The 22,881-nt window shown below is 61.2% G+C and carries 17 protein-coding genes and 5 pseudogenes; 14 read left to right on the top strand and 8 right to left on the bottom strand.

The window, feature by feature from the left end; translation table 11 throughout:
- The first annotated feature begins 349 nt into the window (after nucleotides 1-349).
- The 6 genes and pseudogenes from OKW39_RS31315 to OKW39_RS31290 form a co-directional block, all read left to right on the top strand.
- Nucleotides 350-1,645, top strand: a complete 1,296-nt coding sequence (locus OKW39_RS31315; RefSeq protein ID WP_429333632.1) for an MFS transporter — start codon at nucleotides 350-352, stop codon at nucleotides 1,643-1,645.
- A gap of 269 nt (nucleotides 1,646-1,914) precedes the next feature.
- A pseudogene (locus tag OKW39_RS31310) lies at nucleotides 1,915-3,236 on the top strand (methyl-accepting chemotaxis protein).
- A gap of 83 nt (nucleotides 3,237-3,319) precedes the next feature.
- Nucleotides 3,320-4,528 carry a CaiB/BaiF CoA transferase family protein gene (locus tag OKW39_RS31305; protein ID WP_429364028.1) on the top strand — a complete coding sequence of 403 codons (1,209 nt, stop codon included), beginning with the start codon at nucleotides 3,320-3,322 and terminating at the stop codon, nucleotides 4,526-4,528.
- 216 nt (nucleotides 4,529-4,744) lie between these two features.
- A complete protein-coding gene (locus OKW39_RS31300; RefSeq protein ID WP_090806690.1) occupies nucleotides 4,745-5,494 on the top strand; it encodes an electron transfer flavoprotein subunit beta/FixA family protein in 750 nt (249 codons plus the stop codon).
- A 14-nt stretch (nucleotides 5,495-5,508) separates the two neighbouring features.
- Nucleotides 5,509-6,444 (top strand): electron transfer flavoprotein subunit alpha/FixB family protein, encoded by a 936-nt coding sequence (locus OKW39_RS31295; RefSeq protein ID WP_429333634.1) that lies wholly within the window; start codon nucleotides 5,509-5,511, stop codon nucleotides 6,442-6,444.
- A gap of 37 nt (nucleotides 6,445-6,481) precedes the next feature.
- Nucleotides 6,482-6,691, top strand: a pseudogene (locus tag OKW39_RS31290) (acyl CoA:acetate/3-ketoacid CoA transferase); the annotation flags it as partial.
- A gap of 145 nt (nucleotides 6,692-6,836) precedes the next feature.
- On the opposite strand, the gene OKW39_RS31285 reads toward OKW39_RS31290, so the two are convergent.
- The 3 genes from OKW39_RS31285 to glaH all read right to left on the bottom strand — a co-directional run bounded on the left by OKW39_RS31285 (nucleotide 6,837) and on the right by glaH (nucleotide 11,019).
- Nucleotides 6,837-8,564: a PHA/PHB synthase family protein gene (locus tag OKW39_RS31285; protein ID WP_090806685.1), complete on the bottom strand. Its 1,728-nt coding sequence runs from the start codon at nucleotides 8,562-8,564 to the stop codon at nucleotides 6,837-6,839.
- A 242-nt stretch (nucleotides 8,565-8,806) separates the two neighbouring features.
- Complete coding sequence (gene lhgO / locus OKW39_RS31280) at nucleotides 8,807-10,087, bottom strand: L-2-hydroxyglutarate oxidase (protein WP_429553351.1); 1,281 nt, start codon at nucleotides 10,085-10,087, stop codon at nucleotides 8,807-8,809.
- Nucleotides 10,084-11,019, bottom strand: a complete 936-nt coding sequence (glaH, locus tag OKW39_RS31275; RefSeq protein ID WP_429564426.1) for a glutarate dioxygenase GlaH — start codon at nucleotides 11,017-11,019, stop codon at nucleotides 10,084-10,086. Before glaH ends, lhgO begins: the two co-directional genes overlap by 4 nt.
- A 99-nt stretch (nucleotides 11,020-11,118) precedes the next feature.
- Here glaH and OKW39_RS31270 point away from each other — a divergent pair, with 99 nt between their 5' ends.
- Nucleotides 11,119-12,036: a LysR substrate-binding domain-containing protein gene (locus OKW39_RS31270; protein ID WP_429564425.1), complete on the top strand. Its 918-nt coding sequence runs from the start codon at nucleotides 11,119-11,121 to the stop codon at nucleotides 12,034-12,036.
- Between the two features lie 77 nt (nucleotides 12,037-12,113).
- Here the strand turns inward: OKW39_RS31270 and OKW39_RS31265 are convergent, their stop codons facing one another.
- Complete coding sequence (locus OKW39_RS31265; RefSeq protein ID WP_429565466.1) at nucleotides 12,114-13,157, bottom strand: AraC family transcriptional regulator; 1,044 nt, start codon at nucleotides 13,155-13,157, stop codon at nucleotides 12,114-12,116.
- Between the two features lie 256 nt (nucleotides 13,158-13,413).
- Between OKW39_RS31265 and OKW39_RS31260 the strand changes: the two genes are divergently transcribed.
- The 6 genes and pseudogenes from OKW39_RS31260 to OKW39_RS31235 form a co-directional block, all read left to right on the top strand.
- On the top strand, nucleotides 13,414-13,974 hold the full coding sequence (locus OKW39_RS31260) for an RBBP9/YdeN family alpha/beta hydrolase (protein WP_090810162.1): 561 nt from the start codon (nucleotides 13,414-13,416) through the stop codon (nucleotides 13,972-13,974).
- 118 nt (nucleotides 13,975-14,092) lie between these two features.
- The gene (locus OKW39_RS31255; protein WP_429364024.1) at nucleotides 14,093-14,563 is read left to right on the top strand and encodes a 2,4'-dihydroxyacetophenone dioxygenase family protein; all 471 of its coding nucleotides are present in this window, start codon (nucleotides 14,093-14,095) and stop codon (nucleotides 14,561-14,563) included.
- Between the two features lie 76 nt (nucleotides 14,564-14,639).
- Nucleotides 14,640-15,431: an SDR family NAD(P)-dependent oxidoreductase gene (locus OKW39_RS31250; RefSeq protein ID WP_429364022.1), complete on the top strand. Its 792-nt coding sequence runs from the start codon at nucleotides 14,640-14,642 to the stop codon at nucleotides 15,429-15,431.
- Nucleotides 15,432-15,484: 53 nt separating this feature from the next.
- Nucleotides 15,485-16,831 carry an MFS transporter gene (locus tag OKW39_RS31245; RefSeq protein WP_429564424.1) on the top strand — a complete coding sequence of 449 codons (1,347 nt, stop codon included), beginning with the start codon at nucleotides 15,485-15,487 and terminating at the stop codon, nucleotides 16,829-16,831.
- Nucleotides 16,832-16,972: 141 nt separating this feature from the next.
- Nucleotides 16,973-17,374 (top strand): annotated as a pseudogene (locus tag OKW39_RS31240) (3-keto-5-aminohexanoate cleavage protein); the annotation flags it as partial.
- A 54-nt stretch (nucleotides 17,375-17,428) separates the two neighbouring features.
- Nucleotides 17,429-18,576 (top strand): annotated as a pseudogene (locus OKW39_RS31235) (IS3 family transposase); the annotation flags it as partial.
- 308 nt (nucleotides 18,577-18,884) lie between these two features.
- Here OKW39_RS31235 and OKW39_RS31230 read toward each other — a convergent pair.
- The 4 genes and pseudogenes from OKW39_RS31230 to OKW39_RS31215 form a co-directional block, all read right to left on the bottom strand.
- Complete coding sequence (locus tag OKW39_RS31230; protein ID WP_429564423.1) at nucleotides 18,885-19,661, bottom strand: tyrosine-type recombinase/integrase; 777 nt, start codon at nucleotides 19,659-19,661, stop codon at nucleotides 18,885-18,887.
- 141 nt (nucleotides 19,662-19,802) lie between these two features.
- The gene (locus OKW39_RS31225; protein WP_244145138.1) at nucleotides 19,803-20,123 is read right to left on the bottom strand and encodes an Arm DNA-binding domain-containing protein; all 321 of its coding nucleotides are present in this window, start codon (nucleotides 20,121-20,123) and stop codon (nucleotides 19,803-19,805) included.
- Between the two features lie 188 nt (nucleotides 20,124-20,311).
- Nucleotides 20,312-20,584: pseudogene (locus OKW39_RS31220) on the bottom strand (DUF72 domain-containing protein); the annotation flags it as partial.
- Between the two features lie 39 nt (nucleotides 20,585-20,623).
- A complete protein-coding gene (locus OKW39_RS31215) occupies nucleotides 20,624-21,409 on the bottom strand; it encodes a TetR/AcrR family transcriptional regulator (protein ID WP_429564422.1) in 786 nt (261 codons plus the stop codon).
- Between the two features lie 247 nt (nucleotides 21,410-21,656).
- Between OKW39_RS31215 and OKW39_RS31210 the strand changes: the two genes are divergently transcribed.
- Nucleotides 21,657-22,838, top strand: coding sequence for an isovaleryl-CoA dehydrogenase (locus tag OKW39_RS31210; protein WP_429564421.1), 1,182 nt, complete (start codon nucleotides 21,657-21,659; stop codon nucleotides 22,836-22,838).
- The last annotated feature ends 43 nt before the right edge of the window (nucleotides 22,839-22,881 follow it).

The raw sequence follows: 22,881 nt of genomic DNA, 5'->3' as shown, positions 1-22,881 counted from the left end.
GTGACGTTTCGCGTGCGGGAAATAATTAATGTCGCCAAAAATAATTCTCGGTGCTATCCTGAAATCAGTGTCCGTCGTCTGGAGCTTCGCAGCCGCAAGGGAGGCTTTGGTGCAACACTTATACGGAGAGTGTTCATGCTGGCGAGCGCCTTCCACAAGTCATCAAGACGCTTGAAATAAGCGTCGAAATCCAAAGCGCGCACGGCGATATACAGAAAGCGTTCGGCGATGCTGGCGGTCAGCAGAAACTACTGCCGGTCCCGGTTTAGCGGTCTTGCTTCACACGGGCCAGACGACGCCAGGCGGCACGATTCAATATGAATTTAGAGAATCATTGGAGGAGACAGAATTGAGCCCTTATACAAGTAACGTAGTGCCGGCCGAGTCGGCGGCGGCTACCAGTGGCGCCCGAGTCTACGCCTGGGTGGTATTTGCATTGATGTTTTGCCTTCTGCTGTCTGACTACATGTCGCGGCAGGCGCTCAATGCCTTGTTTCCGATCTTGAAAGTGCAGTGGCAACTGACCGATACAAAGCTCGGTTCGATTAGCGGCGTGGTGCCGTTGGCGGTCGGCGTGCTGACCCTCCCATTTTCCATAATCGCGGACCGTTGGGGACGTGTCAAAAGCATTGCACTGATGGCTGTGCTGTGGAGTGTTGCCACGCTCGGGTGCGCGATTGCCAGCAGCTACAACGAGATGTTTCTCGCGCGCATCTTCGTTGGTGTTGGCGAGGCTGCTTACGGAAGTGTCGGACTCGCGATGCTCATGAGCATCTTTCCAAAGCGTCTGCGCTCTACCATTGCCGGCGGCTTTACGTCTGCCGCTGCCTTTGGGTCCGTGCTCGGTGTTTCGCTTTCCGGCGTCGTTGCGACTCGCTTTGGCTGGCGCTGGTCGATGGGCCTGATGGCGGTCTTTGGTTTTGTGCTGGTGATCATTTACTTCTTCGTCGTCTCGGAAAAAAGGCTCGCGCGTGCGCATGCGGCCAATGCGAGCGGAACGCCGGTGGCCGAGCGTCTGAAACTGACGCCCCAAGCGCTTTTCTCTGGTCTGTTTCCGTCCCGTTCCGTCTTTTGTGCGTACCTTGGCAGCGCCCTGCAGATCTTCATTCAGGGCACGCTTTTCGTGTGGCTGCCCAGCTACCTGAATCGCTACTGGGACATGCCTGTCAGCAAGGCGGCCGTAGCGGCGGCCGGCCTTGTCCTTGTCAGCGGCATGGGCCAACTCCTGTGCGGTGTGATCACCGACGGGATCAGCCGGGACTCGTCGCTTAAGCGGTGGAACATGGCCATTGGTTATTGCCTCGTGCTAGGCATCCTGCTGGCGGTCGCGTTCCGCTTGCCACCGGGCAATCTGCAGCTCGCGCTCCTTGCGCCCGCGGTGTTTTTCCTTGCCAGTTCGTTCGGCACATGTAGCGCGATTATTGCTGGGGCCACACCGCCAGCTATCCATGGCTCGGCATTTGCCACACTGACGCTGTTCAACAATATATTAGGCCTCGCAGCGGGTCCCTTCTTCACCGGTGTGATAGCGGACTCGGTTGGTCTTCAAGGCGCGTTGCGCCTGCTTCCCCTCGCGGCAGTTCTGCCCTTGACGGTGTACCTCATTGGCCGGTGGTGGCACATCGCGGAAGCGCGACGCGGCTGAGCGTGCTGCCGGCGTGGCGAACCTCCTCGACTGGACGGTTTCTGATGTCCATGTTCCGGGTGGTTCGCCTTGATGGGCCAGCTACACCGCTTACGCCGGGCGAGCTTTGTGCTCTGCACAGCATCGATGGCCGGGATCGCATTGCCGCGTGACGTTTCCGTCTTGCCACGGCGGTGCCGGAACTCGCGTGCGAGCCTGGCTGACCATTACCAACGCAGCACATCGATTTTGCCTGCTCGCGGCTATCGATCTGGAAGGTTCACAAACATATGAAGCTGTCTTTCGTCCAGAAGCTCTGGCTGCCGCTGATCCTGAGCCTGTTGTGTCTCGCGGGAATATCGATCTACGAAGCGTATCAGACGAGAGAGGTGCGGCTGGACGAGCGCAAGGCGGACCTGAAACACGCGTCGGAGCTCGCCTTGAGTGTCGTCAAGACCGTTGGCGACCAGGTGGCAGCCGGCTCGATGCCCTTAGCGGAAGCGCAGAAACGCGCCATGGACAGCATCCGGAACATGCGGTTCGGCAAAGATGGCTATTTCATGATCCTCAATTCGCAGTCGCACATCCTGATGCACCCGGCGAAAGCGGAGCTGAACGGCATGGATGTCGTCGACTACAAGGATCCGAACGGTGTGTATCTCTTCAGGGAGATGGTCGCGGTCATCAAACACGACGGTAAGGGCTTTACCGCCTATACCGCTGCAAAGCCGGCCGTAGTGAAGACCGCCCCAGATGACCGCTCAAGCCTGCTGTTTTCAATGAAGCGCATGCAGGAGCAACTTATGCAAACGATCGGCGCGATCAAGATCTCGGCCGACTCGATTGCCACCGCCGCTCATCAGATTGCAGCGGGTAACCAGGATCTGTCGCAACGCACCGAAGAGCAGGCCGCCTCGCTCGAGGAAACCGCCTCTAGCATGGAGCAACTGACCTCTACCGTTACCCAGAATGCCGACAATGCGAGTCAGGCCAACCAGCTCGCGGCACAGGGCGCCCAGGTGGCGGAGCAGGGCGGCACCGTGGTGTCACGCGTGGTGGAAACCATGGAAGGCATCAATGCCAGCTCGGACAGGATCGCCAATATCGTTGGCATCATCGAAGGTATCGCCTTCCAGACGAATATCCTTGCGTTGAATGCGCGGCCGTCGAAGCGGCGCGGGCGGGCGAGCAAGGGCGGGGTTTTGCGGTGGTGGCCTCCGAAGTGCGTTCGTTGGCATAGCGTTCTTCGGCGGCAGCCAAGGAAATCAAGGATCTGATCCGCGATTCCGTCGAACGGGTGCGGACAGGCGCCGGCCATGTACAGGAAGCCGGAACGAAGATGCGCGAGATCACGCACGAGATCCGGCGCGTGACCGACATCATGGGTGAAATCAGCGCTGCGTCGCAGGAACAGAGCAAGGGCATCGGCCAGGTCAACCAGGCCGTCACGCAGATGGACGAAGTCGCACAGCAGAACGCGGCCCTGGTCGAAGAGGCAGCGGCCGCAGCCAGCTCGCTCAAGTCACAGGCAGGCGACCTGAAAACCGCCGTTTCGATGTTCAGGCTGGACGTTTCGCACGACGCCGGCGCCAGGGGGCTGTCGCAGCCCTGAGTTGCGCTCCGACTGCTCATTCGCGCCAGTAAGAGCGTCTTCGCTCGCTATTCACCAGAAACTCCTGCAAATACGGACTTGCTATGTCAAACCTGAATCCATCGCTGCCGCTCGCGGGTGTACGCGTGCTCGATCTTTCCCGCGTACTGGCGGGCCCGTGGTGCGGCATGGTGCTGGGCGATCTCGGCGCCGAAGTCATCAAGGTCGAGCACCCGAAACGCGGCGACGACACGCGCGATTGGGGCTTGCGCGTCGGATCGACCGAGACGGCCTATTTCAATAGCGTCAACCGCAACAAGCGCTCCGTAAGCCTCGACCTGCAAACCGCCGAGGGCCAGCAGATCGCGCGGGATCTGGCTCAGAAGAGCGACGTCGTGATCCAGAACTTCAAGTTCGGCGGCATGGAGAAGCTGGGTCTCGGCTACGAGCAACTGAAGCAGGACCACGAGGATCTGATCTACTGCTCGATTTCCGGCTACGACCGCACGGGACCGGAAGCCGCGCGTCCCGGCTACGATCTGGTGGTTCAGGGCGAGGCCGGGCTGATGGCGCTCAACGGCGAGACCAACCAGCCCCCGTTGAAGTTCGGGATTGCCGCAGTCGACATGTTCACCGGGATGTACTCGGCCCAGGCCATTCTGGCGGCGCTCTTCGAGCGTCAACGAACCGGCAAGGGATACCACATTGAAATGGCGCTATTCGATTGCGGACTGATGATTACCTCGTATTGCGGGGTGGAAGCGCTGATCTCGGGCGAAGACACGCCGCGTTACGGAAACGCGCATCCTTCAATCGTACCTTACGGTGTGTTCGATGCCGCGGATGGGCCGCTCGTCATCACGGTCGGCAACAATAAACAGTTTGAGCGCTTTTGCCGGGAGGTAATCGAACGGCCCGATCTTGCCGAGGACGATCGCTTTCAGACCAATATCGGCCGCGCCGCGAATCGGGCGGTACTGGTGCCAGAAATCGATCGCGAAATTGGACGAAGAGAGCGCCGCAGTCTGCTCGACCGTTTGACGCAGGCCGGCATTCCATGCGGTGAAGTTCTCGGGCTCCACGAAGCGCTGACCTCGAAGCGCGCGAGGGATGGCGCGCTCGTGACGGCGCATCCGCATCCCGAGGTTGGCAGCACGCAAGTCCTCGCTCCGCCCTGGCGCTTCGACGGCGCGCGCTTGCCGGTACGAACCGCGCCGCCTCGACTGGGGGAGGGCACGGACGACGTGCTCCAGACGTTGCTCGGGCTGTCCGGTGAGCAACTCTCCCGGTTGAAGGCTGACGGCGTCATTTGACGTCGCGCGCGGACCCAACATTGCGCCCCTGATTACGTGATCCGATGCCGGGACTTTTCTCCACGGGACCAAGCCTCCGACCGACATCGCCATTCGTCTCGGGTACGACATGGAGCGTGTGCTGGCGCGTCTGACGGGACGCGTAGTTCAACTGAGCGGGTTTTCGGGAGTGTTGCACGCTTACGCAGACACTCGTCATCATTTTGAGAGAACAGTATGAAGATTCTGGTACCAGTCAAACGCGTGGTCGATTACAACGTGAAAGTCCGAGTCAAGTCGGATGGCATGGGTGTCGACATCGCGAACGTGAAAATGTCGATGAACCCGTTCGACGAAATCGCGGTTGAAGAAGCCGTTCGTCTGCGGGAAGCGGGTGTGGCGACCGAAGTGATCGCCGTGTCGTGCGGTGTGACGCAGTCGCAGGAAACACTGCGTACGGCGCTGGCCATTGGCGCGGACCGCGCGATCCTGATCGAGTCGAACGAAGACCTGCAGCCGCTGGCCGTCGCCAAGCTGCTGAAGGCGCTGGTCGATAAGGAACAGCCTGGGCTGGTCATCCTCGGCAAGCAGGCCATCGACGACGATTCGAACCAGACTGGTCAGATGCTGGCTGCGCTGGCGAATCTGCCGCAAGCCACATTCGCCTCGAAGGTTGTCGTGGCCGACGGTAAGGCTACGGTTTCGCGTGAAGTCGATGGCGGCGCCGAAACGCTGTCGCTGACGTTGCCCGCTGTGATCACGACCGATCTGCGCCTGAACGAGCCGCGTTACGTCACGCTGCCGAACATCATGAAGGCCAAGAAAAAGCCGCTGGAAGTCGTCAAGCCGGAAGACCTTGGTGTTGACGTCACGCCGCGTCTGAAGACGCTGAAAGTCGCCGAGCCGCCGAAGCGCTCCGCCGGCGTGAAGGTGCCGGACGTGAAGACGCTGGTCGAGAAGCTGAAGACCGAAGCCAAGGTGCTGTAAGGGAGACGGACGAAATGACGAATCTGGTAATTGCAGAACACGACAACGCGTCGATCAAGGCCGCGACGCTGAACACGATTGCAGCGGCGCAGAAGATTGGTGGCGATATTCACGTGCTGGTGGCAGGGCACAACGCACAGGCTGCGGCCGATGCAGCGGCGAAGATTGAAGGCGTCAGCAAAGTGCTGCTCGCCGACGCGCCGCAACTTGAAGCAGGTCTCGCTGAGAACATCGAAGCGACGGTGCTGAACATCGCGAAGGACTACACGCACATCCTCGCGCCGGCAACTGCTTACGGCAAGAACATCGCGCCGCGCATCGCCGCGAAGCTCGATGTCGCGCAGATCAGCGACATCACCGCAGTGGATTCCGCCGACACGTTCGAGCGCCCGATCTACGCCGGTAACGCGATCGCAACGGTGCAATCGCAAGACCCGATCAAGGTCATCACGGTGCGCACGACCGGTTTCGACGCCGTGGCGGCCGAAGGCGGCAGCGCATCGGTGGAGAAGATCGAAGCGGCAGCAGACAGCGGCATCTCGCAGTTCGTGAGCCGTGAGGTGACGAAGCTGGACCGTCCGGAACTGACCTCGGCGAAGATCATCGTCTCGGGTGGCCGCGGTCTGGGCAACGGCGAGAACTACACGAAGGTTCTGGAGCCGCTGGCCGACAAGCTGAACGCCGCGCTGGGCGCATCGCGCGCGGCAGTCGATGCGGGCTTCGTGCCGAACGACTACCAGGTCGGCCAGACCGGCAAGATCGTCGCGCCGCAACTGTACGTGGCCGTCGGTATCTCGGGTGCAATCCAGCATTTGGCCGGCATGAAGGACTCGAAGGTCATCGTGGCGATCAACAAGGACCCGGAAGCGCCGATTTTCAGCGTCGCCGATTATGGTCTGGTGGGCGATCTGTTCACGATCGTGCCGGAGCTCGTTAGCGAGCTCGGCTAACCGCCACTAACGCAACACTTCCTCATGAGACTCCATCCTGAATGTGAGCAGGTTCGGGCCCAGGCTCGCCGGCGCGGGCGGCTTCATCAACATCTCGCAGGCTGCGAAGAAGGTTGTGTTTGTCGGAACCTTCACTGCTGGCCGGCTGCGGCTCACCGTCGGCAACGGCAAGCTCAGGATCGTCGAGGAGGGCGCCGCGCGCAAGTTCGTGAACGAAGTGGAGCACCGCACCTGCAGTGGCCGTTATCTTTGAAAGCGCGGAGGAGGCGCAGGCGCATCTGCGCGAACTAGGGCAGGCGGACCAATCCTGACGTATGTTGCGGGCAAACTCGCCCGCAACATGACTTCATGGTGAAGCCCTTGAAAGGGCTGGGCCTAAAGGACCTTGCCGGTCACGCGCCCATCACTTCCGGCGGGTGCCTCGCGACGTAGCGCCCCGGCGCTGGCTCGATCGGCTTGTATTTCGCATTGCCCGCCCGCTTAGGCGCTTTGATCTGCTTGCCCGCATGCGGTTTCAGCCAGTTAATCCAGTGCGTCCACCAGCTTCCCGGCTGCGACTTCGCCGTCGCAAGCCATGCCTGCGGGTCATCGCCGAGCGTGCCGTCGACCCAGAAGCTGCGCTTGTTCTTCGATGCCGGATTGATGACGCCCGCGATATGTCCGCTCGCGCCAAGCACGAATTGCGTCTCGCCGCCCACCAGTTGCGTCGAGCGATACGCGCCCTGCCACGGAACAATGTGATCTTCCTGCGTGCCGAAGATATAGCTCGGCATGTCGATCCGCCCAAGGTCCACCGGCGTGCCGCACATCGAGAGCCGCCCTGCCTTGCACAGGTTGTTCTCGAGATACATGTTGCGCAGATACCAGGCGTACATCGGGCCGGGGAGGTTGGTATCGTCGGCATTCCAGTACAACAGGTCGAAGGCCTGCGGCGCACGGCCCTTCAGGTAGTTGTTGACGACATACGGCCAGATGAGATCGTTGGCACGCAGGGTCTGGAAGACGAAGCCAAGTTCGCCGCCCGGATAGATGCCGCCGCGCCCGATGGTCTGCTCGCGCTGCGACACGCCCTGTTCATCAATGAACACGCCGAGATCGCCCGGGTCGCTGAAATCGAGCATGGTCGTGAGCAGCGTGAGGCTTGCCACCGGCTCGTCGCCGCGCGCGCGCAGCACCGCGAGCGCTGACGACAGGATCGTGCCGCCCACGCACCAGCCGACCGCGTTGACCTTGTCAGCGCCGCAGATCGCGCGCCCGACCTCGATCGCCTTGATCGCGCCCTTTTCAATGTAGTCGTCCCAGGTGATGTGGCCCAGGTCCGCGTCAGGGTCGCGCCACGACACGAGGAACACCGTCTGCCCCTGTTCGCACGCGAAACGCACGAACGAGTTCTCCGGCTGGAGGTCGAGGATGTAGAACTTGTTGATGCAGGGCGGCACGATCACGAGCGGCCGCTCGGCGACCTCGTCGGTGAGTGGTGCGTACTGGATCAGCTGGAACAGTTCGTTCTCAAACACCACCGAGCCTTTTGACACGGCCACGTTGCGGCCTACCTCGAAGGCAGTTTCATCGGTGATCGAGATCCGGCCGCGCTTCAGGTCTTCGAGCAGATTGGCGAAACCGGTACGCACGCTCTCGCCCCGCGTCTGAAGCGCGGTTTTCATCGCCTCGGGGTTGGTGGCGGCGAAGTTGGCCGGGCTCATCGAGTCGATGAACTGACGCGCGTAGAAACGCAGCTTGTGCTTTTCCTTCTCACCGAGGGCCGTCGCTTCGACCATGTCGCTGAGCAGGCGCGAGTTGAGCAGGTATGTCTGCTTCAGAAGACTGTACCAGGCATTGTCGTTCCAGGCGTCCGCGCTGAACCGCCGGTCACCGCGCTCGGGCTGGACGGTAGGCGCCGGGGCTTTCCCGGTAGCGCTCGCGACCATGCCCATGTACAAGGCCATCTGCTGCTGCCAGTAATGGGCTTGCGCCTGGGTCAATGCCAACGCCGGCACCGGCGTGCTTCCTGCGCTGGCGGGTGCATCACCGCTCATGCCGGTGAAGGCGTGCAGCAGGCTCTGCCCGGATTTGAAGAAACCCTGGACGAACTCGTCCGGCATATTGAACGGGGAAACCATGCTATCTCCTGAGTCCCGTCGTCAGCATCTCTTAACTCCCTCCTGGCGGCGAGTGTCCCGGCTGACGAGCTTCTGAATTGAATGGGTCAAGCCCCAGATTCCTGTCCCGGCTCAATATACCGCAGCTTGAGTTGCAGTATGCACCGTGCGCACTGGCCGCGACCCAAAGTCATCCGCACGGCGCACGCCATGCGCAGGCGCCTCCTTTGATCTCCTATGCAGAAGGTCGCCTGGCCGTGTGCTTACCCGGTCGCCAGACCATGTGCCTGATCTGTCGAGTGCGAGCGGGTAAGTGGAGCAAGATCGAAACGCTTGTCGAACTCATCGACGAGATAGCTGCCGATCGGCAACGCGGAGGTCGCCGCCGGTGAAGGTGCGTTGCATACGTGCAGGCTGCGCTGTGACGAACGGATCAGGAAGTCATGCACCATGCTGCCGTCCGCCATCACAGCCTGCGCGCGTACGCCGGATGGGTAAGGCTCGAGGTCGGACAGTTCGAGTTCCGGACAGTATCGGCGGCAAAGTTCGAGATAGCCCCGTTTCCACAGCGAGTTGCGCATTTCGATGAGCCCCGATGTGCCATGCTTTCCGAGCATCTTCCAGAAGCCCGGGAACGCTGCCATGCCGGCGAGATCCTTCAGATTTGCGTCGCGCCAGCGATAGCCCTCGCGCGCCAGCGCCAGCACGGCGTTTGGACCCACCGTGATATATCCTCCGATCATGCGCGTCAGGTGCACGCCGAGAAAGGGCAGCTCAGGATCTGGCACCGGATAGATCAGGTGCTTCACGATGTCGTTCTTCGACGCCGGCAACCGATAGTATTCGCCGCGAAACGGCACGATCCGAAAATCGAGATCGACATTGCACATCTTCGCGAGGCGATCCGCCATCAGCCCTGCGCAGACGATGGCGTGCTTTGCCCGGAAGCGGCCGCCCGAGGTCTCCACGGTAATGCCGTTTTCGTCCTCGTGGAGCGCGTCGACACGCTGGTTCAGCAGAATCTGCGCGCCTTGCTCCTGCGCGAGTCGCGCCATCGTCATGGTCATGCCCGGATAGTCCGCGATGCCGCTCGACGCCACGCGGATCGCCGCGCGACCCGCGATGCGCGGCTCAAGTTCCCTCAACGCCGCCTCATCGAGCATCTGTGGTTCGAGCCGGTTCTGCTCGCAACGTGCGTAGAGCGCATTCAGCCTTTCGATTTCGACGTGTTCGGTCGCGACGATCAGCTTGCCGCATTGCTCGACCCGCACGTCATGGCGGCGGGCGAACTCATAGGTCGCGGCGGCACCTCGCCTGCAGAACTCGGCCTTGAGGCTTCCCGGCGCGTAGTACACGCCGGCGTGGATCACGCCGCTGTTGTGACTGGACTGGTGAGCTGCGAGTGAGGCCTCCTTCTCGAGCAGCAGCACGCTCAGTCCCGGATGACGTTCGATCAGTTGCGTGGCCGTCGATACACCGACGATGCCACCGCCTACGATAAGGACGTCCGCGTCATAGCCGCGGTGATGCTGGACGGTTGTCATTTTGAGAACACTCCGCGTTGGCGCATCAGTTCACGATGAAGCGCCGGATCCTTCTTGAACGGCGCCCGGCCGTGCAGCCAGAAATAATTGTTGAGGACCACGAGGTCGCCCACGGGAAGCGGTACCTCGCGCGTCGCGGAGGACGCTTCCATCGACGCCGACAAGTCGTGCAGATAAACCGCTTCGGCGGATGAACGGGGCTGCACGAATTGATCGATGAACGACATCGCCAGGCCATACTCGGTCTGGAAGAACACGGGGCGTTCGACTTGCGCATCGACGTTCTTCGAGCCGGGCGCCTTGTAGAGAAATGGCCGGGTGCCGAGTGGATTGTTGAGGAAAGTGTCGCGCTCGCTCCAGTCGTCGAGATGCATGAAGCGCGACTCGCCGCCGAGCGCGTTCTTTTCCGCGAACTTCATCATGAGCAGCCATTCGGTCGGCTCTTCGACAAAGGTTCCGTCTGTGTGCAGCGTGAACAGGCGGTATGCCTGACGCAGGTATGAGTCGCTGTTGTCCGTGTCCTTCACGAGGAAGCGCGCGTAATACGTGCCGGACATCGCGTCGTGATTCGCCGGTCCAAGCAGGTACCCGACTGCCGTTCCGAAAAGGACGAAATCGCGAGGATCGGTGGTCCCGTCCTGGACGCCTAACGTGAATCCTCCGGTGGATCGGTCCCGCACGAGTTGCCGAAGGGCCGGGGCGAAACTGTCGCCGACTGCGCGCTCGAGTGCGTCCGCAACCATAAAGCGCATGAACGGTACGTACTCGAGGTTCTGGAGGTCGATTTCTTTGACTGAAGAGAAGAATTTCTGCAACGCGTCACGTTGCACCGTGATATGACGCAGACGTTCGTGATGCGGATGACGCTCGATCGAAAACTTCAGTTGCGAATCGACCGGTGCGGCCATCGGCAATGTGGTGACAGAGCTCATGAATGTGTCCTTGTGAAGAAAGTATGGTTATTTGACTCCTTATCTGTGATTCGTTAAATACGTATAAACTGTTTTTTTATTTGCAAATCGAGATTAAAGATGATCGATAGCCGGCAACTCAAACTATTCGTCGCATTGGCCGAAGATTTGCACTTCGCTCGCACAGCCGACCGGCTCGATATCGCACAATCGGTGCTCAGCCAGCAGATCAAGAGGCTCGAAACCGATCTCGGCGTACGGCTGCTCAACCGCAACAAACGTGCGGCGATCACGCTAACCAATGCAGGCGACGTTTTTCTGTTCGAAGCCAAGGCCGCACTGCGGCAACTGGAGCGCGCCGACCGCATCGGGCGTCTGGCCGCAAGAGGAGAAGCAGGTCACGTTTCGCTCGGCTATATCGGCTCGGCCGTTACGACCGGGCTGCTGCCCGATACGCTCAAGGCATTCAGGATGGCGAGCCCGGACGTCCGCATGCACATCGTGGCGATGGAAACACCGACGCAACTGGAACGTTTGTCGGACGAGACCCTCGATGTCGGTTTCATTCGGCCTCGCGCGCACTATCCCGACGGGGTCACAGCCAAAGTCGTTCAGCGCGAACGCTTGCTGATTGCTCTGCCGGCGGACAGCCCACTCGTGCGCGCGAAAGCCGTGAAGGCTTCCCAGTTGCGGAGGATGTCATTCATTGCGCCGCAGTTCAATGAGGCGGCCGGCTTCGCGGAGGATCTCGCCAGACTTGGCCGCGTCGGTGGGTTCGACGCGCAACCGGAGTATCGGGTCAACGATTTCATTACTGCGGTCAGCATGGCGTCTGCGGGCTACGGGGTAGCCCTCGTGCCTCAATCCATCCAGGGATTCGCCCAACCCGGCGTGGTGTTCAAACCTTTAAGCGACTTCAAAGATCAGGTCGAACTCGCAGTGGCCTATCGTGTTCGCGAGCATTCGCCTTGCGTGCGGGGGTTCATCGATACAGCGCTGTCATACGGCGGCCTCGCTAAGCGCCAGGGGACGAGTTGACACTGGGCTACAGCACCCCCGGTTCCTTCACGCGCTGGATCAGCCGTCCTCGGCGATACACATGGCTTAGTAAAGGGTTATGCCCTTCTCGCCGGCGCAGGTGCTGTCTGTCCGTGCACTGCGCCGCGCGCCGCCCGGCTCTCCTTGGCGCTGCAACCGAATTGCGTGTGATACCAGCGGGAGAATGCGCTCGGCGCGGAAAAACCGAGTAGGGTCGCCACCTCGGTCAACGGACGATCGCTCTCGATGACATGACGCGTGCTGAGTTCCTTGCGGACGTCGTTGACGATCGACGAGAAGCTCTGCCCCTGTTCCGCCAGCCGGCGCTGGACTGTGCGGCACACCACGCCGAGGTGCTCGGCCACCTGTTCGATGCCGCAGCGTCCACTGGGTAACAGCAGCAAGATCGTGCGCCGCACGTCCTCAAGCACGGTCGCCTGCTTCGACGCGACAGACGCGTCTAGCAACTGCTGCGCGTAGCGCACCATCGCGGGATCGGCTGACGGGTTGCGTGCGTCGAGATCGCCCTTCGCGCAGATGATGCAGTTGAAGTCATAGTTGAACTCGACGCAACCGCCAAAAAACCGTTGGTGTGTACTCGTGTCGTGCGGCGCCGGATGTTCGAAGCACACCCGCCGCGGTTGCCAGTCGGCCTTGAGGAGCTGGCGTATCAACCGCACCATGACACCTAGCGCCAGTTCGACCCTTTGGCGCGTCGGCTGATGCGCATTGCCCGCAATGACCGCTTCGCGAATGATGACCAGTTCACCGCATTCCTCGACCGCCAGCGAAAGTGCATCGTTGAGCAAGGACTGATAGCGCATCAGCATGTCAAGCGAGTCGCGCAGCGTCGCCTGGTCGCGGATCAGCAATCCTACCGCCCCAAGATTGGACAACCGGCGCGACTCGGCCATGCACAGTCCGAAACTCTCGTTGCCCGACATGGTTGCAGAGGCATGCAGCAGTTGCCCGACACGCTCGACCGGAATCATGAGGTCCGGCTCGCGCAGTACGCCCGGGCTTAACCCCGCGTCAAGGAGCATCCGCACCGGGTCCAGTCCGGCGGCACGAGCGACCTCGCTGTAGTTGGTGAGGCTCGCAGCGCGGACAAGTGACGACATCTGAGATCTGAATAGAAGACTGGCACAGAATGGTAAGTCCCTGTCATGTAATGTCAAGCGGGGGAAACCCGTCACACCCACACTACGTCACGCCACACCCACACTACGTCACGCGCGTTTTCGTTGGAAGAAAGACACCGTTGCGTTCCGGGGCAACCGCTCAACCCAGCACTGCGCAGTGATGGACTAACCGCCGTGCCACCGCAAGATGGAACGCATCACCCTCATCGGTGACAGGCCTTACTGAATGATCGACATGAACTCTATGACGCCAACCGTTCTCATCGTCCCTGGCCTGCGTGAGCATGTGCCGGACCACTGGCAGACCCTGTTGGCCGCGAAGTTGCCCCCTGCATGCAGCGTCGCCCCGCTTGAGCACGACAAGCTGAGCTGCGCGGCCCGCGTCGACGCGATCGACCGCGCTCTGGCCACCATCGAGGGGCCCGTGATCATCGTGGCGCACAGCGCCGGCGCGATGATGGTCGCCCATTGGGTGGCCCGGGGTGCGACACGCGAGGTACGCGGCGCACTGCTTGCGGCACCCGCGGATCTCGAGACGCCCATGCCGGCAGGCTACCCGGCAATCGACGTACTGAAAGAGCATGGCTGGCTGCCGATACCGCGCGGCAGATTGCCGTTTCCGAGCATCGTTGCGGCCGGCTGCAACGATCCTCTGACGCGTCTCGATCGCGCCAGCGAGTTCGCGCAGGCGTGGGGCAGTCGCTTCGTCGAACTCGGCGAGGTCGGGCATCTGAATCCGGCCTCGGGCCATGGCGAGTGGCCGCGGGCCGAAGAGTTCATTCGCGAACTCTCATGACCGAACGATCGCCACGTGCCACTGGCGGGGAAAAAAGGGACGGGCCTGCGGGATTTGAAGACGACAGTGCCCGAGCCACGCATCGAAGGCGTGGGATTTTCTATGAGGAATGCGCGACATGTTGTTTGAAACCATCGATACCGGTTGTCGCAATGATGAAGACCTTCCCTGGATGCCTTACGCGCCGTATTCGGACGACGTGCAAATCAAGTACTTCAAGATCGATCCGGTCCGCGGCGAAACGATCAGCCTGTTAAAGATACCGCCGGGCGCGAAACTCGCGACGCATCACCACACCAGCACCGTGATTGTCTATACGGTTCGGGGTAGCTGGAAGTATCTGGAGCACGATTGGGTCGCAAGGGAAGGGAGCGTGGTCTACGAGACTGCCGCCACGAGTCATACGCCCATTGCCGTGTCGGACAGTGAAGTTGTCACGTTCAATGTCGTCTCTGGCGAGCTGCTTTATCTCGACGGAAAGGGCAACTTGGCCGCGACAGAAAACTGGCGCACTGCGATGCGCCGCTATCTTGATCATTGCCACAAGGACGGCATCGAACCGAAGGATCTCTCGAGCTTCTCGCAGTAAGTCAGCGCAGGGGCACGGGTGGCGAGATCTTGCGCTCGCACCTGGCACGGCACATAACGCCAAACTGAGGATAACCATGAGTTCGATGAATAGGAGTGTTGTCGCCCGATACTTCGACCTGTCAGATCTGACGGTCGTCGTCACGGGTGCAGGGTCAGGCCTGGGCCGCCAGGCGGCGCGCACGCTAGCCGCAGCCGGCGCGCAGGTCGCGCTGCTGGGCAGGCGGGCCGATCCGTTGAGCGAGACAGAAGACATGATCGTGCGGGATGGCGGCGTAGCGCGCCACTTTCCGGTCGATGTCACGGACCAGGAGGCGGTTGCTCTCGTGTTCGACGAAATCCAGCGAACCATGGCGCCGCTCTGGGCGCTCGTCAACAATGCTGGAGCGGGCGGTCGCGCCGCGTTGATCGATGTCGACGCGCAAATGTTCGACCGCGTGTTTGGCGTCAATACGAAGGCCGCGCTTCTCACGGCAACGGCGTTCGCGCGACGGCTGGTCGCCAGCGCGCTGCCCGGACGCATCATCAACATCTGTTCGCTCGCTGCGCAAACGCACTCGCCGAATCTGTCGATCTATAGCGCGAGCAAGGCGGCGCTCGAGCATCTGACCCGATCGATGGCTCACGAATGGGCGTCTTACGGCATCAATGTCAACGCGATCAATCCGGGCTTCATCGAGACCGACATCAATCGTGCACTGTTTCAGACGCTGGCCGGCAAGAAGATTGTTGAAGGACTGCCGCGCCGACGGCTCGGCACGCCCGAAGCGCTCGACGGTGCGTTGTTGCTGCTTGCATCGCCGGGGAACGATTTCATGACGGGCGCGACGCTTTCGGTCGATGACGGGCAGCGCTTCGTGATGGGTTGATGCGCGCGAAGTCAGGACCGTGGCCGGTATTTCAAAAATGTTAGGAGACAAGCATGCACGTGATACCCGATGACCCTGAGGGCGGCAACAACGACGACTACCTGACGAGCAGGCGGCAGGCCTGGTTTGCCTTTGCGATGACCTTCGCGCTCATGTTTTTCGATTTTATCGACCGGCAGGTGATCGTCTCGCTATTTCCCCACATCAAGAGCGAATGGAACCTGAGTGACAAACAGCTGGGTTCCCTGGTTTCCATCATTTCCATCGTGGTGGGGGTGGGGGGATTGCCGGTAGCGCTGGTGGCAGACCGCATGGGCCGTGTAAAGAGCATCGTGGTGATGGCTATCACCTGGAGCCTTGCCACGATCTCGTGCATGTTCACGACCAACTACAGTCAATTGTTTGCGGCGCGTGCGATGGTGGGGGTGGGTGAAACCGGCTATGGCTCGGTAGGAGTAGCCCTTATCTCGACACTGTTTCCCAAGCGCTTGCGGAGCGCCGCGCTCGGCATCTTCTACGCTGCTCCATCGCTGGGTTCAGTACTCGGTGTGGTGTTGGGGGGCATGATCGCGGCGAGGTGGGGCTGGAAGGCCGCCTTTGGTGTGGTCGGTGTACCTGGGCTCGTGCTGGCACTGCTTTATCTCTTCGTGCGCGACTACAAGACGGTGGCACTGACGCCAGGCTTGAACCAGGCGACCCGGTCTCTGGGCGGGACGCTCAAGCACATCTTTGTCGCGATGGCGCGCACGCGAACGCTGCTATGGGTTTGCGTTGGAGCGGCGGCACAACTGATTACGGTGTCAGCCATGTGGTCGTGGCTGCCCAGCTACCTGAACCGTTTCCACGGCATGGCCCCGGAGGCTGCAGCCAAGTCGGCCGCGGCGGTGGTGTTGGTCAGCGCGTTTGGCTGCACGTTCTGGGGCATCGTGGTGGGCCGCCTGGCACTTCGCACACCGCGCAACAAACTGTCCGCGCTGTCCGTGTTGTGCCTGATCACATCGGTGATTCTCGTGGTGGCGTTTGGCGGCTCATACACGGGGAATGCACAGTTCAAGCTGATCCTGCTTGGCGGTTTCTTCATGAACTGCACCGTCGGTTTGGTTGCCGGTGTTGCCATGGACGTCATTCACCCAGGTGTGCGCTCGACCGGCGCGGCCGTACTTTCCCTGTTTCAAAACGTGCTTGGACTGGCGGTGGGTCCGTTCCTGGCGGGTGTCCTGTCTGACCAATGGGGTTTGCAGTGGGCACTGACCGTCATTCCTCTCTTCAGCATATTGGCCGCGGTGCTTTTTGTCATCGCAATGCGCAGTTATGACTCGGATGCGGCCGGTATCTCCGACGTGAAGCTGGATGTGGCGCCAGCCCTCACCGGCACCCTGGGCACCGGCGCTGCGGTCTGAGTTGGGGGGGACGGTCAAGGAGACGCCGTGGCGCCGTGTGCCAAGCACCTTTGGATACGGCGTCAGAAAATTCTCTCCACGCCACTGGCCTCGCGCTGGTTGTTTCTTTCCTTACTCCCGACCTGCCTTTGGAAACATGACATGAACTTTCTCGACGGTTCCCTTTACCCTGAAAACCAGCAACCCCTGATCATCACGGCCGCGCCCTATGCCCCAGGATGGCTGCCGTCCGACTTCCCTGAGGACATCCCGGTCACGATGGAGCAGCAGATCCAGAAGGCTGTGGATTGCTATAACGCCGGCGCTACCGTGCTGCACCTGCATGTTCGCGAACTCGACGGCAAGGGCAGCAAGCGCCTGTCGAAGTTCAACGAGCTAATCGCCGGTGTGCGCGCCCGCGTACCCGAGATGGTCATCCAGGTGGGCGGCTCGATCAGCTTCGCGCCTGAGACCGAAGGTGCCGCGGCCAAGTGGCTGAGCGACGACACGCGCCACATGCTGGCCGAGCTCGATCCCAAACCCGATCAGGTCACGGTGACGATCTGAAGTTGACCCAGAAAAACGGACATCTATCCTTTGGAGAAGGAGGTGCCGATTATGGGCAAGCATCGTACCCCGTACCCGGCGGAATTTCGGGCGCAAATGGTCGGGCTGGTGAAGGCCGGACGCAGGCCGGAGGAACTGGAAAAGGAGTTCGAGCCGACTGCACAGACCATCTACAACTGGGTGGCGCAGGCTGATCGCGACACAGGCGTGCGGCATGACGGTCTGACCACAGCCGAACGGCTGGAGCTCACACGGTTGCGTCGCGAAGTCCGGCAACTGAAGATGGAGCGCGACATACTCTCTCACGCGGCAGCCTGGTTCGCGAGGGAGACGGGATCCATTCCACCGAAGGGCGGTACGGATTCATGAAAGCGAACCGGGCCCGCTGGCCCATCGCGATGATGGCACGGCTGCTCGGCGTCTCGACGAGCGGCTATTACACATGGCTGGTGCGGGAGCCCGCGATGCGCACGCGTAGCGATGCGCAACTGCTCGCGCATATCCGCACGCTCCATGCAAGCTCGCGCGGCACGTATGGGGCACCGCGTATTCATGCGCAACTCGCGCGCGAAGGCATACACGTGGGGCGCAAGCGGGTGGCGTGCCTCATGCGTATGGCGGGTCTGTGCGGGGCAAGCCGGCGGCGCTGGCCGCGCACCACACGGCCACGCGCAGGCGCCCGGCGTGCGCCTGATCTGGTGCGCCGGCACTTCAGTGCCGAGGCGACAAACGTGCTGTGGGTCGCAGACGCGACCTATGTACCCACGGGTGAAGGATTCCTCTATCTGGCGGTTGTGCTGGATGTATTCAGCCGTCGCGTCGTCGGCTGGGCGATGTCCAACCATCTGTACACCGAACTGATGTTGCGGGCGTTTGACATGGCGTTGCAGCAGCGACGCCATGACGGTGTGATTCTACATTCCGATCAAGGCTGTCAATACACCTCCATTGCCTTCGGGCGGCGCTGCCGAGAAGCCGGCGTACAACCGTCGATGGGGACCACCGGCGACGCTTATGACAACGCGATGTGCGAGTCATTCTTCGGCACGCTCGAAGCCGAACTGCTCTGTCGCGAACACTTCGCGACCCACGAACAGGCAAGGCGGCGTCTGTTCTCGTTTCTGGAGAGCTGGTACAACATACGCCGCCTCCACAGCAGCATCGGCTACTGTTCGCCGCTCGAATTCGAAAACCTGCATGCGCAAAATCAAAGCTTATCGTCGCGCGGGTTGCCCACCGCCGGGCAGCGTCGTGGTCGTGACAGGCGACCCGCCGCCCGGCCGTGGACAACCCGCGATTTGATCTTATCGGGAGGTGCCACACCGCATTAAACTCAACTGCAGATCTATCCGTCGAATCGGGTCAACCTCAGCCGCAATGGGACCCGAGCGAGGCCCAACGTTGGATTTGCAGCAGGTGGTTGTTAATTGAGTGGGGCATGCCAAGAATGTGAGCATCAGATGACCGATGCTTGCGTTCCTTTGCTTTTCCTGACCCAGCAAGCATTTCACGCTCGCGCCGAAGTGATCGGCACGACGTTCGTTATCCCTCGCTCGCAACGCACTAGATAGTCGGACCACAACTGCAGCGCGACGCGCAGTTCCGGAACCTCTACGCGCACGTCGTAGATTCCTTCGATGCCCCGGCGTTTATGGTTCAATGCCAGTTCGCTAATCTCGTTTGACACTCCGAGGTTGCGCATGTGACCTTTCGCGGTGCTGCGGGTGTCGTGTGGCGTGAAGTAGCGCGTGTTGAACACGTGATCGTCTTGAAGCCCCGACAAGACGTCCCACAGGGTGGTCACGCTCATATGACTCCCCTCGCGCGTGTACATCCCTGGCAGCAGGTATTCCGAGTCCCCTGACATCTCCATCAACTCTTGAACCCATTCGGTCAGGGCCGGACTGAGAGGGATCAGCATTCCGTGGCGCGTCTTGACGTTTTCCGGTACGACCCACCACGTCCCTTTGTCGAGGTCAAAGTCGTCCTTTTTCGACTTAACCAACTCGGCGGTCCGGACGCACGTCCCGAGCAGGCAGCGAAACATCAAACCGTACCTTCGACCCGCTGCATGGTCTATCTTAGACAGGATGTCGTGCAGTTCCTCAGCTGTTAGCATCACGCGTTTTCTCGGAGGAGGCGTGGCTCCCATGATGGCCTCGAGCGAAATGCCAGCACAGGGGTTCGCGTTGATGAGGCGTCGGCCGACCGCGTGATAAAAGAGGCGCGACACCGAGCACAGGATCTGTTCTGCCATCGACCAACTGCTGACGCGTTCGATCATGAGCACGATATCCGCAGCAGTCACGACGGACACGGACAGGGGGCCAAGGGTGGGGGCGGATCCTCTTCTTGAAGTGTCGCTTGCGAGCGCCGGCGCTCCCCTCGGCCAGCGAGGGCATGATCTTTTCTTGATAGTCGTCGATCAGCAGATTGAGGTCCAGTCCGCGGCAGCTCGCGCCTTCTTGATGCGCTTCTCGCGCGCCGGGTCGCCGCCGCCATCGATCTTGACCCGGTGCTGCCGGGCGAGCTTGCGTGCCGCGGCGAGGGACATGTCCGGGTAGTTGCCAAGCGTCAACTCGCGCCGGGTGTTGCCGCCGAGACGGTAGCGAAGAATCCAACTCGCGGTCCCGGTCTTTGACAGCGTAAACGTGAGGCCGTCACCGTCCGATTTGGCAACCGGCTCACCTCTGCTTATCCAGGCGCGGAGTTGGATATCGTCCAGAACGTGAAGCTGTTTGGGCATGTCGTAGCTCCTCTGGTGGACTTGCCCATTATAGCTACCCACACGTGTTTCAAGCCACCCAACTAGCTACCCGTTTCAAAGTGGATGTTATCGGCCAAAAATGGACGCTATAGGAAGGTAGCTGATTGAATATATTAAAAAAAGACTGACCGGACGGTGGCGGATGCTGCCGGAAATCAATCCATATGAGTGCCGTTGATCTCGATCGACGTCAGATGCCGGCTCGCATATTCGAGTTCGCGGCTTTGCGTCAGGTCTTCCGGATAAAACGGCCCGCGCCACGGCGCATAGGTCCAGCCGCCGATGCCGATGCGAATGCGTGCGGCGGACGTGGATCTGGACGACGTTTCGGTTGATTTTTTCGTTGGCGCTTTCTTTGCGGCTTGCGGTTTGTCGCCGCGTTCTTCGCCAGACTTCTCGCTTCGCTTGTTGCTTTCCTTCGCGCTTGTCGCTGCGGGCACTTGGGCTCTCCTTCGGGCTGCGGCGGGAAAGCTCGTAGATTAGCCGCTTTTCTCGCGGCGCGCGGCGCTTGCCGGGCGGCCGGGGGCCTCGGCCTTGCCTTCGCCGGCCGCGGCGCTGGCTTCGTCGAAACGACGGCTCGCTGCGGCCACTTCCACGCGAAAGCGCTGCAACGCGCCGAGCGCGAGGTCGGGCGGCGTCAGCGCGATCCACAGCACGTCGATCAACTGATCGGCGGTGGCGTCGATATCGATCTGCCGGTTCGTCAGCGTTGCGTCCCACAGCACATGCTCCATCGGGCCGAACACCATCGAGCGCAACAGGCGCAGCGGCATGTCGGAGCGAATCTCGCCGCTTTGCTGGCCTTGCGCGAGCACGCGCATCAACGGCGCGGTGTAGCGGCGCTGCAGTTCGGTCAGCGCTTCGCTCAGTTCGTGATGCCGCGCGCGCCCTTCGGACAGCACCAGCGCGCACAGATCGGTGCCATTCACGAGCATCAGCCGCAGATGCATGCGCACGATGAACGCGAACTGCTGGCGCACGTTGCCGTCGCGCGGCAGGCCCGCTTCGATCGCGTCAATGATCTCGTCGTACCAATCGCCGATGACACGAGCGCACAACTCGCGCTTGCCGCGAAAGTAGCTGAACACCGTCGCCTCGGAAACGCCCAGGCGCTGCGCGATTTCCGCGGTCGTCGCGCGTTCGTAGCCCTTTTCGGAGAACACGTCGCGCCCCGCTTGAAGAATCTCCTTCACGCGCTGCTGCGACTTGCGCCCGGCCGGCTGGCGACGCGAGACAGGTAATCCGGCCTTCTCGGCAACCGTCATATGAGTAAAATTCAGATTTTTGGTGCGGATTGGGGCTCGAGCTGGCGTTTGAACGCTGCGTCTGTGCCCGATGAGCGCGATCGTAGCACCGAATCGGCCAGCTAATGCGGGTTTGTAGATTTCTGAGTAACACTCAGAAATACCTATTGACGCATACGTCAATCTGGCGTGAAATGCGCGTTGACATGCTTTCGCGTGCCGCTTCGCGCTCCACCAGCGGCCGCCCACGAACTCAGGAGACACCGCAATGCCCAATCTGCCCGGTTTGCAGTTCCCGCTCGGCGAAGAGATCGCAATGCTGCGCGACAGCATTGCGTCGTTCGCCGCCAAAGAAATCGCGCCGCGCGCCGGGGAAATCGATCGCACCGATCAGTTCCCCATGGACCTGTGGCGCAAGTTCGGCGACCTCGGCGTGCTCGGCATGACGGTCTCCGAAGAGTACGGCGGCGCGAACATGGGCTACACCGCGCACATGGTCGCGATGGAGGAAATCTCGCGCGCCTCGGCCTCGGTCGGCCTCTCGTATGGCGCGCATTCGAACCTGTGCGTGAACCAGATTCATCGCAACGGCACCGACGCGCAGAAGCGCAAGTATCTGCCGAAGCTCGTGTCGGGCGAGCACGTCGGCGCGCTCGCGATGAGCGAGCCGAACGCGGGCTCGGACGTGGTCAGCATGAAGCTGCGCGCCCAGAAGAAGGGCGATCGTTACGTGCTGAACGGCACCAAGATGTGGATCACCAACGGCCCCGACTGCGACACCCTGGTCGTCTATGCAAAGACCGATCCCGAAGCGAATTCGCGCGGCATCACCGCGTTCATCGTCGAGAAGGGCATGAAGGGTTTCTCGGTCGCGCAGAAGCTCGACAAGCTCGGCATGCGCGGCTCGCACACCGGCGAGCTGGTGTTCCAGGACGTCGAAGTGCCGGAGGAAAATATCCTTGGGGCATTGAACGGCGGCGTCAACGTGCTGATGAGCGGTCTCGACTACGAACGCGCGGTGCTCGCGGGCGGCCCGACCGGCATCATGGTCGCGGTGATGGACGCGGTCGTGCCGTATATCCACGACCGCAAGCAGTTCGGCCAGTCGATCGGCGAATTCCAGCTGATCCAGGGCAAGGTCGCCGATCTGTACACGACGCTGCAGGCATGCCGCGCATATCTGTACGCGGTGGGCCGCCAACTCGACACGCTCGGCAACGACCATGTGCGCCAGGTCCGCAAGGACTGCGCGGGCGTGATTCTGTACACGGCCGAAAAGGCGACCTGGATGGCTGGCGAGGCGATCCAGATTCTCGGCGGCAATGGCTATATCAACGAGTATCCGGTCGGTCGTCTGTGGCGCGATGCGAAGCTCTATGAAATTGGCGCGGGCACGAGCGAAATTCGTCGCATGCTGATCGGCCGGGAGCTGTTTGCCGAAACGCTGTGATACAAGCGCGCGTGAACCCCCTCAATACGCCGCACTTTGGAGA

This window comes from Paraburkholderia sp. MM6662-R1, assembly GCF_050436245.1.
In the GTDB taxonomy this organism is placed as follows: Bacteria; Pseudomonadota; Gammaproteobacteria; order Burkholderiales; family Burkholderiaceae; genus Paraburkholderia; species Paraburkholderia tuberum.
Note: the sequence above shows the minus strand (reverse complement) of the source record. Positions and strands in the feature narration are given on the sequence as shown.

Coding starts and splice junctions, on each gene's coding strand:
- OKW39_RS31210 (WP_429564421.1), top strand. CDS start 21,657: ATGCCCAATCTGCCCGGTTTGCAGTTCCCGCTCGGCGAAGAGATCGCA.
- OKW39_RS31300 (WP_090806690.1), top strand. CDS start 4,745: ATGAAGATTCTGGTACCAGTCAAACGCGTGGTCGATTACAACGTGAAA.
- OKW39_RS31260 (WP_090810162.1), top strand. CDS start 13,414: ATGAACTCTATGACGCCAACCGTTCTCATCGTCCCTGGCCTGCGTGAG.
- OKW39_RS31285 (WP_090806685.1), bottom strand. CDS start 8,564: ATGGTTTCCCCGTTCAATATGCCGGACGAGTTCGTCCAGGGTTTCTTC.
- OKW39_RS31295 (WP_429333634.1), top strand. CDS start 5,509: ATGACGAATCTGGTAATTGCAGAACACGACAACGCGTCGATCAAGGCC.
- OKW39_RS31230 (WP_429564423.1), bottom strand. CDS start 19,661: ATGATCGAACGCGTCAGCAGTTGGTCGATGGCAGAACAGATCCTGTGC.
- OKW39_RS31215 (WP_429564422.1), bottom strand. CDS start 21,409: ATGACGGTTGCCGAGAAGGCCGGATTACCTGTCTCGCGTCGCCAGCCG.
- lhgO (WP_429553351.1), bottom strand. CDS start 10,087: ATGACAACCGTCCAGCATCACCGCGGCTATGACGCGGACGTCCTTATC.
- OKW39_RS31250 (WP_429364022.1), top strand. CDS start 14,640: ATGAGTTCGATGAATAGGAGTGTTGTCGCCCGATACTTCGACCTGTCA.
- OKW39_RS31245 (WP_429564424.1), top strand. CDS start 15,485: ATGCACGTGATACCCGATGACCCTGAGGGCGGCAACAACGACGACTAC.
- OKW39_RS31225 (WP_244145138.1), bottom strand. CDS start 20,123: ATGCCCAAACAGCTTCACGTTCTGGACGATATCCAACTCCGCGCCTGG.
- OKW39_RS31270 (WP_429564425.1), top strand. CDS start 11,119: ATGATCGATAGCCGGCAACTCAAACTATTCGTCGCATTGGCCGAAGAT.
- glaH (WP_429564426.1), bottom strand. CDS start 11,019: ATGAGCTCTGTCACCACATTGCCGATGGCCGCACCGGTCGATTCGCAA.
- OKW39_RS31305 (WP_429364028.1), top strand. CDS start 3,320: ATGTCAAACCTGAATCCATCGCTGCCGCTCGCGGGTGTACGCGTGCTC.
- OKW39_RS31255 (WP_429364024.1), top strand. CDS start 14,093: ATGTTGTTTGAAACCATCGATACCGGTTGTCGCAATGATGAAGACCTT.
- OKW39_RS31265 (WP_429565466.1), bottom strand. CDS start 13,157: ATGTCGTCACTTGTCCGCGCTGCGAGCCTCACCAACTACAGCGAGGTC.